10 protein-coding genes are annotated in these 13544 nt (G+C 60.0%); all 10 read right to left on the reverse strand.

Features of this window, described 5'->3' with window-relative positions; translation table 11 throughout:
- Positions 1-119: 119 nt before the first annotated feature.
- On the reverse strand, positions 120-1409 hold the full coding sequence (gene eno / locus ACMYUN_RS09030) for a phosphopyruvate hydratase (protein WP_041478121.1): 1290 nt from the start codon (positions 1407-1409) through the stop codon (positions 120-122).
- 155 nt (positions 1410-1564) lie between these two features.
- Positions 1565-2410, reverse strand: a complete 846-nt coding sequence (gene kdsA / locus ACMYUN_RS09035) for a 3-deoxy-8-phosphooctulonate synthase (protein WP_007954807.1) — start codon at positions 2408-2410, stop codon at positions 1565-1567.
- 4 nt (positions 2411-2414) lie between these two features.
- Positions 2415-4046 (reverse strand): CTP synthase, encoded by a 1632-nt coding sequence (locus tag ACMYUN_RS09040; RefSeq protein WP_016771462.1) that lies wholly within the window; start codon positions 4044-4046, stop codon positions 2415-2417.
- Between the two features lie 274 nt (positions 4047-4320).
- Positions 4321-5649 carry a tRNA lysidine(34) synthetase TilS gene (gene tilS / locus ACMYUN_RS09045; protein WP_415763516.1) on the reverse strand — a complete coding sequence of 443 codons (1329 nt, stop codon included), beginning with the start codon at positions 5647-5649 and terminating at the stop codon, positions 4321-4323.
- A 148-nt stretch (positions 5650-5797) separates the two neighbouring features.
- Positions 5798-6745 (reverse strand): acetyl-CoA carboxylase carboxyltransferase subunit alpha, encoded by a 948-nt coding sequence (locus ACMYUN_RS09050; protein ID WP_016771465.1) that lies wholly within the window; start codon positions 6743-6745, stop codon positions 5798-5800.
- A gap of 140 nt (positions 6746-6885) precedes the next feature.
- Positions 6886-10407, reverse strand: coding sequence for a DNA polymerase III subunit alpha (gene dnaE, locus ACMYUN_RS09055; protein ID WP_039762478.1), 3522 nt, complete (start codon positions 10405-10407; stop codon positions 6886-6888).
- Between the two features lie 76 nt (positions 10408-10483).
- Complete coding sequence (gene rnhB, locus ACMYUN_RS09060) at positions 10484-11110, reverse strand: ribonuclease HII (protein WP_039762476.1); 627 nt, start codon at positions 11108-11110, stop codon at positions 10484-10486.
- An 11-nt stretch (positions 11111-11121) separates the two neighbouring features.
- The gene (gene lpxB, locus ACMYUN_RS09065) at positions 11122-12252 is read right to left on the reverse strand and encodes a lipid-A-disaccharide synthase (protein WP_415763517.1); all 1131 of its coding nucleotides are present in this window, start codon (positions 12250-12252) and stop codon (positions 11122-11124) included.
- A gap of 2 nt (positions 12253-12254) precedes the next feature.
- Positions 12255-13031 (reverse strand): acyl-ACP--UDP-N-acetylglucosamine O-acyltransferase, encoded by a 777-nt coding sequence (lpxA, locus tag ACMYUN_RS09070; RefSeq protein ID WP_039762472.1) that lies wholly within the window; start codon positions 13029-13031, stop codon positions 12255-12257.
- Positions 13028-13468, reverse strand: coding sequence for a 3-hydroxyacyl-ACP dehydratase FabZ (gene fabZ, locus ACMYUN_RS09075; protein ID WP_016771469.1), 441 nt, complete (start codon positions 13466-13468; stop codon positions 13028-13030). Before fabZ ends, lpxA begins: the two co-directional genes overlap by 4 nt.
- Positions 13469-13544: the final 76 nt, after the last annotated feature.

Consider the following 13544-nt stretch of genomic DNA (forward strand, 5'->3'; position numbering starts at 1 on the left):
ATCTGATAGCACGAAGCCTGGAAAGATCCAGGCTTGTGCTTAAGGCATCAGATTAGTGGCAAATCCATCGCTGTCACGACTTTTCCGACACAATCCGGTGTCCTTTGATCAGGTTGCGCTTAACCGCGGAACTCGGCACGGCCGTTGTACTTGGCCTTGCCGTTCAACTGCTCTTCGATACGCAGCAGTTGGTTGTACTTGGAAACGCGGTCGGAGCGGCACAGCGAACCGGTCTTGATCTGGCCAGCCGAGGTGCCCACAGCCAGGTCGGCAATGGTCGAATCTTCGGTTTCGCCGGAGCGGTGCGAGATCACCGCAGTGTAACCGGCAGCCTTCGCCATCTGGATGGCTTCCAGGGTTTCGGTCAGGGTGCCGATCTGGTTGAACTTGATCAGGATCGAGTTGGCGATCTTTTTATCGATGCCTTCTTTGAGGATCTTGGTATTGGTCACGAACAGGTCGTCGCCCACCAGTTGGGTCTTCTCACCGATCTTGTCGGTGAGGATTTTCCAGCCAGCCCAGTCGGACTCGTCCAGACCGTCTTCGATGGAGATAATCGGGTAACGCTCGGTCAGGCCTTTGAGGTAGTCGGCGAAACCTTCAGCAGTGAACACCTGGCCTTCGCCGGACAGGTTGTACTTGCCGTCTTCGTAGAACTCGCTCGCCGCGCAGTCCAGCGCCAGGGTGACGTCGGTGCCCAGCTTGTAACCGGCGTTGGCAACAGCCTCGGAGATCACTTTCAGCGCGTCTTCGTTGGACGCCAGGTTCGGTGCGAAACCGCCTTCGTCGCCAACGGCGGTGCTCAGGCCACGGGCCTTCAGCACGGCTTTCAGGTGATGGAAAATCTCGGTGCCCATGCGCAGACCTTCCGAGAAAGACTTGGCGCCAACTGGCTGGACCATGAATTCCTGGATGTCGACGTTGTTATCGGCGTGCTCGCCACCGTTGATGATGTTCATCATCGGTACCGGCATCGAGTACACGCCCGGGGTGCCGTTGAGGTTGGCGATGTGCGCGTAGAGTGGCAGGTCCTGATCCTGTGCAGCCGCCTTGGCCGCAGCCAGGGACACCGCGAGGATGGCGTTGGCGCCCAGGGTCGCTTTGTTTTCGGTACCGTCGAGCTTGATCATCGCCTGATCCAGCGCTTTCTGGTCGCTCGGGTCGGTGCCCAGCAGCAGATCGCGGATCGGACCGTTGATGTTGGCTACCGCCTTGAGCACGCCCTTGCCCAGGTAACGGCTCTTGTCGCCATCACGCAGCTCGAGCGCTTCACGCGAGCCAGTGGATGCACCGGACGGCGCGCAGGCGCTGCCGATGATGCCGTTGTCGAGAAGCACGTCCGCTTCCACGGTGGGATTGCCACGGGAGTCGAGAACTTCACGACCTTTGATGTCGACGATTTTTGCCATTGTTGTAAACACTCCAAAGTTGACGAAAACGACGCAGCTAGAGGAAATCTTTATCGTCGGCAAGCGAAGTACAGCGGGCAGACTTGCAGACGACAACGCTCACGCCCGAGGGCATGAGCGACAAATCGTGCGGTACTTTACCGGAGAATCGAGCGTTACGCGGTTTCTACCGTCGGAAAACTCTTCACCAGTTCGTCCAGAGCTTTGAGCTGGGCCAGGAATGGCTCCAGTTTGTCCAGACGCAAGGCGCAAGGGCCGTCGCATTTGGCGTTGTCCGGATCCGGATGCGCTTCGAGGAACAGACCCGCCAGCGACTGGCTCATGCCCGCCTTGGCCAGATCGGTGACCTGCGCGCGGCGACCGCCAGCGGAGTCGGAACGACCACCGGGCATTTGCAGCGAGTGGGTCACGTCGAAGAACACCGGGTATTCGAACTGCTTCATGATGCCGAAGCCGAGCATGTCGACCACGAGGTTGTTGTAGCCGAAGCTCGAACCGCGCTCGCAGAGGATCAGTTGATCGTTACCCGCTTCGACGCATTTGTTCAGGATGTGTTTCATTTCCTGAGGCGCGAGGAACTGGGCTTTCTTGATGTTGATCACGGCGTTGGTCTTGGCCATCGCCACGACCAGATCGGTCTGGCGCGACAGGAAGGCCGGCAACTGAATGATGTCGCAGACTTCAGCGACGACCGCAGCCTGGTCCGGCTCGTGGACGTCGGTGATGATCGGCACGCCAAAGGCTTGCTTGATGTCCTGGAAGATGCGCATGCCCTCTTCCAGGCCAGGGCCGCGATACGAGGTCACAGAAGACCGGTTGGCCTTGTCGAAGCTGGCCTTGAACACGTATGGGATACCGAGTTTTTCGGTGACCTTCACGTACTCTTCGCAAACCTGCATGGCCATGTCACGGCTTTCCAGCACGTTCATGCCGCCGAACAGCACCATGGGTTTGTCGTTGGCAATCTCGATGTCGCCGACGCGGATGATCTTCTGTGCCATCGGGTTAAGCCTTCTTTTGATGTTGAGCCAACGCGGCTTTGACGAAACCGCTGAACAGCGGATGACCGTCGCGCGGGGTCGAGGTGAACTCTGGGTGGAACTGGCAGGCGACGAACCATGGATGATCCGGCGCTTCAACCACTTCTACCAGCGCAGCATCGGCGGAACGACCGGAGATTTTCAGGCCGGCTTCGATGATCTGCGGCAGCAGGTTGTTGTTCACTTCGTAGCGGTGACGGTGACGCTCGACGATCACATCCTTGCCGTAGCAATCGTGCACTTTCGAGCCCGGCTCGAGCAGGCAATCCTGGGCGCCGAGGCGCATGGTGCCCCCCAGATCGGACGCTTCGGTACGCACTTCAACGGCGCCGGTGGCGTCTTCCCACTCGGTGATCAGGCCGACAACCGGGTGGCCGCTGGCACGATCGAACTCGGTGGAGTTGGCGTCTTTCCAGCCCAGAACGTTACGGGCGAATTCGATGACTGCCACTTGCATGCCCAGGCAGATACCGAGGTACGGAACCTTGTTTTCGCGAGCGTACTGAACGGCAGTGATCTTGCCTTCCACGCCACGCAGACCGAAGCCGCCCGGTACGAGGATCGCATCGACACCTTCGAGCAGCGCAGTGCCCTGGTTCTCGATGTCTTCGGAATCGATGTAGCGCAGGTTTACCTTGGTGCGGTTGCTTATGCCGGCATGGCTCATCGCTTCGATCAGCGACTTGTAGGCGTCGAGCAGTTCCATGTACTTGCCGACCATGGCGATGGTCACTTCGTGTTCCGGGTTCAGCTTGGCATCGACCACTGCGTCCCACTCGGACAGGTCGGCGCTGCCGCATTGCAGGCCGAAACGCTCGACGACGAAATCGTCCAGACCCTGCGAGTGAAGGATGCCCGGGATCTTGTAGATGGTATCGGCGTCTTCGAGGGCGATCACCGCACGCTCTTCAACGTTGGTGAATTGCGCGATCTTGCGACGCGAGGACACGTCGATCGGGTGATCGGAACGGCACACCAGCACGTCTGGCTGCAGGCCGATCGAACGCAGTTCCTTGACGGAGTGCTGGGTCGGTTTGGTCTTGGTTTCGCCAGCGGTGGCGATGTACGGGACCAGCGTCAGGTGCATCAGCATTGCGCGCTTGGCGCCGACTTCGAATCGCAGCTGACGGATGGCTTCGAGGAACGGTTGCGACTCGATGTCACCGACGGTGCCACCGATCTCGACCATCGCCACGTCAGCGTCACCAGCACCCTTGATGATGCGGCGCTTGATTTCGTCGGTGATGTGCGGGATGACCTGGATGGTTGCACCCAGATAGTCGCCACGGCGCTCTTTGCGCAGCACGTGCTCGTAGACACGGCCGGTGGTGAAGTTGTTGTTCTGGGTCATGGTCGTGCGGATGAACCGCTCGTAGTGCCCCAGATCCAGGTCGGTCTCGGCGCCGTCGTGGGTGACGAACACTTCACCGTGCTGGAACGGACTCATGGTGCCTGGATCGACGTTGATGTACGGATCCAGCTTCAGCATGGTGACCTTAAGCCCCCGCGCCTCCAGGATAGCCGCCAATGAAGCCGAGGCAATGCCTTTCCCCAATGAAGAAACAACACCGCCCGTGACGAATATGTAGCGCGTCATGAAAAACCCTAGAAGTCTGCGTTAAAGCGGAACGAGCCGCCGGGGAAAGCGAAGGAAGGCCGAAGCCCCCGATCACCTGCATTAATCACAGTGCACCTTTCGAAAAAACCGCCGCGTTGTGACAGACCGGCAGATGAAACACCGGTACGTTGCTCGCTACACATTTTTTGGAATCGCCCAGCAAAGACTGCTTGGTAATCGGCAACTCCTGCAATTCAGGCGAATCCACAGAAGTTGTATCAAGAAGGGAGCGTAGTCTACCGGAATGCTCCTTTCAGCTCAAACCTTGATCTTCGTCTGTTGGCTGCCAGTGCAATGTCCAGCCTTCGTCCATCTGACCAGCAAGACCCGACAGGTTCGCCACCGCAAGCAATTGTTCGCCACGAAACAGCAGCGGCAATCTGCCACGCACGAAGGCCGGCACCGCGCGCTCGTTGAGCAGACGCTTGAGATCACGACTGCCGCGCTCGGCCAGTTGCATGACCTCGCCGCCCTGCCGATAGGCAATACGCAACGGCCCGGTTGGAGCATGCCCGCGGAGCATGACGCCTCCGTTATCGGGCAAACGCAGCGCTGAAGTCGGGGTCTGCCAGTCGGCGCCGATCACAGGCATGCGCAACCAATGGCCGCTGAGCCACCAGACGCGACCGGCGCTGCGGTGCAACTCGCCATCGGCCAGACGCCACATCGGTGAGGCGTCGGTGGTGGCATCGCGCAGGTTGATCCAACCCGACCAATGGTCAGCATCTGGCAGACGGGTCAACGGTTCGAGCCAGTGGCTGAGGGCATTGCGTTGACGGGCGTCAGACAACGCCGCCAAAGGCGCCAGCGCAAGCGATGGTACGCCCAGCCAAGCAAATTCATGGGTCGTTTCGGCTTCTGCGAGATCAATCTGTGCCAACTCATCGAGCAAGCCTTGCGCCTCACGCAGATGCGCAGCCGAGCGCGCCATGCTCGCCTGCGCTTGCGGCCAACGCTCGGTCAGGACCGGCATGACTTGATGGCGCAGGTAGTTGCGCGAAAACTGCCGATCCTGATTCGACGGATCTTCGATCCAGCGCAACTGATGTGCCTGTGCATAACCTTTCAGCTCGGCGCGGCTGACGTCCAGCAACGGTCGGACTAGCGTGCCCTGCCCCACCGTACGCTGGCGCGGCATCGCGCCGAGCCCGCGGACACCGGCACCACGCAACAGCCGAAACAGCAGGGTTTCCGCTTGATCGTCGCGGTGTTGGCCAGTCAACAGCACGTCATTACTCTGCGTCAGCGAACTGAACACCGCGTAACGCGCATCCCGCGCCGCCCGCTCCAGGCTCGCCCCGCCCTTCACGGTGACCCGCTCTACTTGCAAGGGAATGGCCAGCGCATCGCAAACGGCCTGGCAGTGTTGCGGCCACGCATCGGCCGCAGCCTGAAGGCCGTGGTGGATATGAATGGCGCTAAGCGCAGGAAGAGATTCGGTGTTCGCCAGAGTGGCGAGCAGATGCAGGAGGACGGTGGAATCGAGGCCACCGGAGAAGGCGATGTGCCAGTGAGCGGCATTGCGCCAAGGCTCAAGGTTCAGCAGAAGACGGGATGGCAAATCAATCGAGCGTTCACCCATGTCTTTACCCTCGCCGGAAACCAAGTGTGGGAGCGAGCTTGCTCGCGAAAGCTGATTAACATTCAACAATTTCGTCGTCTGTTATAACGCCTTCGCGAGCAAGCTCGCTCCCACAGTGTCTTGCATCGTCAGCCAAATCGGCGCTCGATTAGAGACCGTAGCTCATCAGGCGATCGTAACGGCGCTTGAGCAGCGCTTCGTTATCGAACTGCTTGAGCATCGCCAGTTGCGAGCTCAGCTCGGCGCGGATCGAAGCGGCGGCAGCAGCCGGATCACGATGGGCGCCGCCCAGTGGCTCGCTGATCACTTTGTCGACGATACCCAGGCCTTTCAAACGCTCAGCGGTGATGCCCATTGCTTCAGCGGCATCCGGGGCCTTTTCTGCAGTTTTCCACAGAATCGAAGCGCAACCTTCCGGCGAGATCACCGCATACGTCGAATATTGCAGCATGTTCAGTTGATCGCAAACGCCGATGGCCAGTGCGCCGCCGGAACCACCTTCACCTATCACGGTGGCAATGATCGGGGTCTTCAGGCGCGCCATCACACGGAGGTTCCAGGCAATCGCTTCGCTCTGGTTGCGCTCTTCAGCGTCGATGCCAGGGTAGGCACCTGGGGTGTCGATGAAGGTCAGGATCGGCATCTTGAAACGCTCGGCCATCTCCATCAGACGGCAGGCCTTGCGGTAGCCTTCCGGACGCGGCATGCCGAAGTTGCGGCGGACTTTCTCACGCACTTCACGGCCCTTCTGGTGACCGATGATCATCACCGGCTGGTCTTCCAGACGGGCGATACCGCCAACAATGGCAGCGTCATCGGAGAAATGACGGTCGCCGTGCAGTTCGTCGAACTCAGTGAAGATGTGCTCGATGTAATCGAGGGTGTACGGGCGTTTCGGGTGACGCGCCAGGCGTGCGATCTGCCAGCTGGTCAGCTTGCCGAAGATGTCTTCGGTCAGCGTCTTGCTCTTGTCCTGCAGGCGGGAGATCTCATCGCCGATATTCAGCGAATTGTCATTACCGACCAAGCGCAACTCTTCGATCTTGGCTTGCAGGTCGGCGATCGGCTGTTCGAAATCTAGAAAATTCGGGTTCATAGGCGTCCGTCTTGGGTCGTGTCCCAAGTGAGCTTGGGCCGGCCGGTTGTCTATTCGCGCCCTACCTTAAGGGAGAGGCGCGCTGAGGTCGAGATTAAAAAATTCAGGTTGCGGGCAAGCGCTATGATGGCACCTGCCGGTCAACGGTATTGGAGGAAGACGTTGTCACGCCCGAACTGGTCACGCAGGGCTTGAATCAACGCATCCGCCGGGTCGATCCGCCAGCTCTCGCCAAACTGCAGCAAGGTCTTCGCATCCGGGCTGGTGTACTCCATGGTCACCGGGCACGCGCCGCGATGACGCTTGAGCAGTTCGCCCAACCAGCGTAGCTGATCGCCTTTGAGATCCTGGGTGTGCAGCTTCAGGCGCAGGCTTTCGGCCAGATTGGTTCGCGCATCCTCCATGCTCATTACCCGCTTGACCCGCAGGCGCAGGCCGCCGGAGAAGTCGTCGTTGCTGACCTCGCCCTCGACCACCACCATGGCGTCAGTCTGCAGCAGCGACTGCGCCGAATGGAACGCATCGGCAAACAGCGACGCCTCGATCCGTCCGGAACGGTCGTCGAGGGTGATGAAACCCATCTTGTCGCCCTTCTTGTTCTTCATCACCCGCAGGGCAATGATCATCCCCGCTACGGTTTGCGTGTCACGCGCCGGCTTCAGGTCGATGATGCGCTGGCGGGCGAAACGGCGGATCTCGCCTTCGTATTCGTCGATCGGGTGACCGGTCAGGTACAGGCCCAGGGTATCTTTTTCACCCTTGAGGCGTTCCTTGAGGGTCAGTTCCTTGGCCTTGCGATGGGACGCGTAGACGTCGGCATCCTCTTCGACGAACAAGCCGCCAAACAGATCGGCGTGGCCACTGTCGTGGGTCCGTGCGGTCTGCTCGGCAGCCTTGATTGCTTCTTCCATCGCCGCCAGCAGCACGGCGCGGTTACGATCGATGTTGGCCTGATAAGCCTTTTGCTCGTCGTGGAAATACGGGCCGAGGCGATCCAGCGCACCGCTGCGAATCAGACCATCAAGGGTGCGCTTGTTGATGCGCTTGAGGTCGACCCGCGCGCAGAAGTCGAACAGATCCTTGAACGGGCCGGCCTGACGCGCTTCGGTGATCGCTTCCACCGGACCTTCACCGACGCCCTTGATCGCGCCGAGGCCGTAAACGATGCGGCCGTCGTCGTTCACCGTGAACTTGAACTCCGAAGTGTTCACGTCCGGCGCGTCGAGGCGCAGCTTCATCGTCCGCACTTCTTCGATCAAGGTCACGACCTTGTCGGTGTTGTGCATATCCGCCGAGAGTACCGCGGCCATGAACGGCGCCGGGTAGTGCGCTTTCAGCCAGGCGGTCTGGTACGACACCAGACCATAAGCGGCGGAGTGGGATTTGTTGAAGCCGTAACCGGCGAATTTTTCCACCAGGTCGAAAATGTTACCGGCGAGATCCGCGTCGATGCCGTTGGTCGCGCAGCCCTCAATGAAACCGCCGCGCTGCTTGGCCATTTCTTCGGGTTTTTTCTTACCCATCGCTCGACGCAGCATGTCCGCACCGCCGAGGGTGTAACCGGCCATGACCTGGGCAATCTGCATCACCTGTTCCTGATACAGGATGATGCCGTAAGTCGGCGCCAGTACCGGCTTGAGGCCGTCGTACTGGTAATCCGAATGCGGATACGCCAGCTCGGCGCGTCCGTGCTTACGGTTGATGAAGTCGTCCACCATGCCCGATTGCAGCGGACCCGGACGAAACAGTGCCACCAGTGCGATCAAGTCTTCCAGGCAGTCAGGCTTGAGCTTTTTGATCAGTTCTTTCATGCCGCGGGATTCAAGCTGGAAAACCGCCGTGGTTTCAGCTTTTTGCAGCAACTGGTAGGTCGGTTTGTCGTCCAGCGGAATAAAAGCGATATCCAGCGGCGGCTCGTTGACCTTGGCGCGGTCGCGGTTGATGGTTTTCAGTGCCCAGTCGATGATCGTCAGCGTGCGCAGGCCGAGGAAGTCGAACTTCACCAGACCGGCCGCTTCAACGTCATCCTTGTCGAACTGGGTCACCAGACCGTCGCCGGCCTCGTCGCAGTAGATCGGCGAGAAGTCGGTCAGCTTGGTTGGTGCGATCACCACGCCACCGGCGTGTTTACCGACGTTACGCACCACGCCCTCGAGCTTGCGCGCCATCTCCCAGATTTCCGCCGCTTCTTCATCGACCTTGATGAAGTCACGCAAGATTTCTTCCTGCTCGTAGGCTTTTTCCAGGGTCATGCCGACTTCGAACGGAATCATCTTCGACAGACGATCCGCCAGGCCGTAGGACTTGCCCTGCACCCGCGCCACGTCACGGACCACAGCCTTGGCGGCCATGGAACCGAAGGTGATGATCTGGCTCACCGCGTTGCGCCCGTATTTCTCGGCCACGTAGTCGATCACGCGGTCACGGCCGTCCATGCAGAAGTCGACGTCGAAGTCGGGCATCGAGACCCGTTCCGGGTTGAGGAACCGTTCGAACAGCAGGTCATATTCCAGCGGGTCGAGGTCGGTGATCTTCTGTACGTAAGCCACCAGCGAACCGGCACCCGACCCACGGCCCGGACCTACCGGTACGCCGTTGTTCTTGGCCCACTGGATAAAGTCCATCACGATCAGGAAGTAACCGGGGAAGCCCATCTGGATGATGATATCCAGCTCGAAATTCAAGCGGTCGACGTAAACCTGGCGCTTGGCTTCGTAGTCTTCGGTGGTGTCCTTGGGCAGCAGCACTGCCAGGCGCTCTTCGAGACCTTCGAAAGACACCTTGCGGAAATATTCGTCGATGGTCATGCCATCAGGAATCGGGAAGTTGGGCAGGAAGTGCGTGCCCAGCTTCACTTCGATGTTGCAGCGCTTGGCGATCTCGACGGTGTTTTCGATGGCGTCGGGAATATCGCTGAACAGCTCGAGCATTTCCTCGGCGCTTTTCAGGTATTGCTGATCGCTGTAATTCTTCGAACGACGCGGATCATCGAGGGCGCGGCCTTCACCGATGCACACGCGGGTTTCGTGGGCGGCGAAGTCTTCCTGCTTGATGAAGCGCACATCGTTGGTCGCCACCAGCGGCGCGCCGAGCTTGTCGGCCAGGGCCACGGCGCCGTGCAGTTGCTCTTCATCGTTGGGGCGGTTGGTGCGCTGGATTTCCAGATAGAAACGATCCGGGAACACTGCCATCCACTCGCGCGCCAGCGCTTCGGCTTCCGCCGGGTTGCCGCCGATCATGGCCATGCCGATCTCGCCTTCTTTGGCGGCGGACAGCATGATCAAACCTTCGTTGGCCTCGGCCACCCACTCGCGCTCGACGATGACCATGCCGTTGCGCTGGCCTTCGATGAAGCCGCGCGAGATCAGTTCGGTGAGATTGCGATAACCCTGAGCGTTCATCACCAGCAGGCTGAGCCGGCTGAGCGGCGCATCCGGATCCTTGTTCGCCAGCCACAGGTCGGCGCCGCAGATCGGCTTGATCCCGGCACCCATGGCGTTTTTATAGAACTTGACCAGGGAACACATGTTGTTCTGATCGGTGACCGCGACCGCCGGCATGTTCATGGCGGTCAGCGCCTTGACCAGCGGCTTGATCCGCACCAGCCCGTCGACCAGGGAGTATTCAGTGTGCAGGCGTAGATGAACGAATGAAGCCGGCATAGTGATCCTGTCCAGTTACATAGAGACAACGAGGCCCGGATTGTACCGGGCCTTGGTTAAAACATCAGCCTTGGGCCTAAACCTGCGTCAGGCTTTCCCGCGCCTCGTAAGCCAGGCGTACCGGGGCGAACGAGCGGCGGTGAATCGGCGTCGGGCCGAGCCGCGCCAGTGCTTCCAGATGAACGGGCGTCGGGTAGCCTTTATGGCCGCCGATGCCGTAACCCGGGTAGATCAATTCGAATGCCGCCATCTCGCGGTCACGGCTGACCTTGGCCAGAATCGACGCCGCAGCGATCGCCGGTACCTTGCCGTCACCTTGAATCACCGCCTCGGCGCGCATCGGCAAATGCGGGCAGCGGTTGCCGTCGATCATCGCCAGCTTCGGCTGAATGTGCAGACCGGCGACCGCGCGCTGCATGGCCAGCATGGTCGCGTGGAGGATATTCAGATCGTCGATTTCTTCCACTTCTGCGCGGGCGATGCACCAACTAAGGGCTTTTTCGCAGATCTCTTCGTAGAGCTTTTCGCGCTTGGCCTCGGTGAGCTTCTTCGAATCATCGAGACCGAGGATCGGCCGGTTCGGATCAAGGATCACCGCCGCCGTTACCACCGCGCCGCACAACGGGCCACGACCGACTTCATCGACACCGGCGACCAGTTCTTCGACTTCGGCGACCAGCGTGAAATCCAGGCCCATCTGCATGCTTGTCTTGCTCATTGTGGTTTGCCGATCAGGTCAAGGACGGCTTGCGCCGCCTGATTGGAAGCATCGCGTCGCAGCGTGCGGTGGATCTCGTCGAAGCCACGGGTCTGTTCCTCACCACCTTCGATCAATGGCGACAGGGTCTGCGCCAACGCGTCGACAGTCGCATCATCCTGCAACAACTCTGGCACCAGCAAGCGCTGGGCGAGCAAGTTGGGCAGCGACACGTAAGGGCTCTTGACCATACGTTTGAGAATCCAGAATGTCAGCGGCGCTAACCGATACGCCACTACCATTGGCCGCTTGTACAGCAGCGCTTCAAGGGTAGCAGTGCCGGAGGCGATCAACACGGCGTCACACGCGGCGAGGGCCAGATGAGACTGACCATCGAGCAATGTCACCGGCAGATCGCGGCCGACCAGTAGCGTTTCGAGTTGCACGCGACGTTCAGGATTGGCACAGGGAATCACAAAGCGTACGCCCGGACGCATGCCGCGCAGGCGTTCGGCAGTATCAAGGAACAGCGCGCCGAGGCGGCTGACTTCACCGCCACGGCTGCCCGGCATCAGCGCCACCAATGGTCCGTCAGGCAAACCCAGCTCGGCGCGCGCGGCAGCTCGGTCAGCCTCCAGCGGAATCGTATCGGCCAAGGTGTGACCGACGAAACGCACCGGCACGCCCTTCTCTTCGTAGAACTTCGCTTCGAACGGCAACAGGGTCAGCATCAGATCACAGCCTTCGCGGATCTTCAGCACGCGCTTTTGCCGCCACGCCCACACCGACGGGCTGACGTAATGCACGGTCTTGATCCCGGCCTGACGCAGCTTGAGTTCGATATTGAGGTTGAAATCCGGCGCATCGATGCCGATGAACACGTCCGGCTTCGCGGCGATCAGCGTGGCAATCAAGTCCTTGCGGCGCTTGAGCAACTCACGCAGGCGACCGAGAACCTCGACCAGGCCCATGACCGACAGGCGCTCCATGGGAAAGTACGAAGTCAGGCCTTCGGCCTGCATCAGCGGACCGCCGACGCCGATGAACTCGACCGCCGGGTGCCGTGCCTTGAGTGCGCGCATGAGGCCAGCGCCAAGAATGTCACCGGAAGCCTCACCCGCCACCAGCGCAATACGCAGACTGGCCATGATCAGCGGGTGATGCCGCGAGTCGACGCCTGGATCGAATCGCGGAACACGGCGACTTCGGGGAACTGCGCAGACGGCTCGGCCAGTTCGGCCAGCGCCTGCTCGACCGTCAGGCCTTGGCGGTAGACTGTCTTGTAGGCACGGCGCAAGGCGTGGATCGCGTCTTCGCTGAAACCGCGACGGCGCATGCCTTCGAAGTTCATGCTGCGCGCTTCGGCCGGGTTGCCGAATACGGTGACGAACGCCGGAACGTCCTTGCCGATCGCCGTGCCCATGCCCGAAAAGCTGTGCGCGCCGATGTGGCAGTACTGATGCACCAGGGTAAAACCGGAGAGGATTGCCCAGTCGTCAACGTGTACATGCCCGGCCAACGCAGTGTTGTTGACCAGAATGCAGTGGTTGCCGATGACGCTGTCATGGCCGATGTGGGCATAGGCCATGATCAGGTTGTGATCACCCAGGGTGGTTTCCGAACGGTCCTGAACGGTGCCACGGTGGATGGTCACGCCTTCGCGGATGACGTTGTGGTCACCGATCACCAGGCGAGTTTCCTCACCTTTGTATTTCAGATCCGGGGTGTCTTCGCCTACCGAGGAAAACTGGTAGATGCGATTGTGCTTACCAATGCGGGTCGGCCCCTTGAGGATCACGTGCGGCCCGATCACGGTACCCTCGCCGATTTCCACACCTGCGCCGATGATCGACCACGGGCCGACCTCGACGCCGTCAGCCAGAATGGCGGACGGATCGATGATTGCACGAGGGTCAATCAAACTCATACTTTCTGTTCCGCACAGATGATTTCTGCCGAGCAGACCGGCTTGCCGTCCACCGAAGCCTGGCACTCGAACTTCCAGATCTTGCGCTTGCAGCTGATGAAGGTCGCTTCAAGGATCAACTGGTCGCCCGGCTTGACTGGCTGGCGGAAGCGCAGCTTGTCGGAACCGACGAAGTAATACAGGGTGCCGTCAGCCGGTTTGACGTCGAGCATCTTGAAACCGAGGATCCCGGCAGCCTGAGCCATCGCTTCGATGATCAGCACGCCCGGCATGATTGGATGCGCAGGGAAGTGACCATTGAAGAACGGTTCATTGATGCTGACATTCTTGTAGGCGCGAATTCGCTTGCCTTCAGTGTCCAGTTCCACCACCCGGTCCACCAGCAGGAACGGGTAACGGTGAGGCAGGTATTCGCGAATCTCGTTGATGTCCATCATTCAGGGGAAAGCCTATGTAAAGATTGGGAGCGCGACTGACGCGCACTCCTCTAGCAAATCAAGGAGGCAGTCTAGA

The organism is Pseudomonas sp. CP4, assembly GCF_047758505.1.
GTDB lineage: Bacteria > Pseudomonadota > Gammaproteobacteria > Pseudomonadales > Pseudomonadaceae > Aquipseudomonas > Aquipseudomonas fluorescens_AO.

What these genes read in the sequence shown, in the direction of transcription:
- rnhB (WP_039762476.1), bottom strand. Translation starts at nt 11,110, where the DNA reads ATGCAGATGGGCCTGGATTTCACGCTGGTCGCCGAAGTCGAAGAACTG.
- tilS (WP_415763516.1), bottom strand. Translation starts at nt 5,649, where the DNA reads ATGGGTGAACGCTCGATTGATTTGCCATCCCGTCTTCTGCTGAACCTT.
- lpxB (WP_415763517.1), bottom strand. Translation starts at nt 12,252, where the DNA reads ATGGCCAGTCTGCGTATTGCGCTGGTGGCGGGTGAGGCTTCCGGTGAC.
- fabZ (WP_016771469.1), bottom strand. Translation starts at nt 13,468, where the DNA reads ATGATGGACATCAACGAGATTCGCGAATACCTGCCTCACCGTTACCCG.
- eno (WP_041478121.1), bottom strand. Translation starts at nt 1,409, where the DNA reads ATGGCAAAAATCGTCGACATCAAAGGTCGTGAAGTTCTCGACTCCCGT.
- ACMYUN_RS09050 (WP_016771465.1), bottom strand. Translation starts at nt 6,745, where the DNA reads ATGAACCCGAATTTTCTAGATTTCGAACAGCCGATCGCCGACCTGCAA.
- lpxA (WP_039762472.1), bottom strand. Translation starts at nt 13,031, where the DNA reads ATGAGTTTGATTGACCCTCGTGCAATCATCGATCCGTCCGCCATTCTG.
- kdsA (WP_007954807.1), bottom strand. Translation starts at nt 2,410, where the DNA reads ATGGCACAGAAGATCATCCGCGTCGGCGACATCGAGATTGCCAACGAC.
- ACMYUN_RS09040 (WP_016771462.1), bottom strand. Translation starts at nt 4,046, where the DNA reads ATGACGCGCTACATATTCGTCACGGGCGGTGTTGTTTCTTCATTGGGG.
- dnaE (WP_039762478.1), bottom strand. Translation starts at nt 10,407, where the DNA reads ATGCCGGCTTCATTCGTTCATCTACGCCTGCACACTGAATACTCCCTG.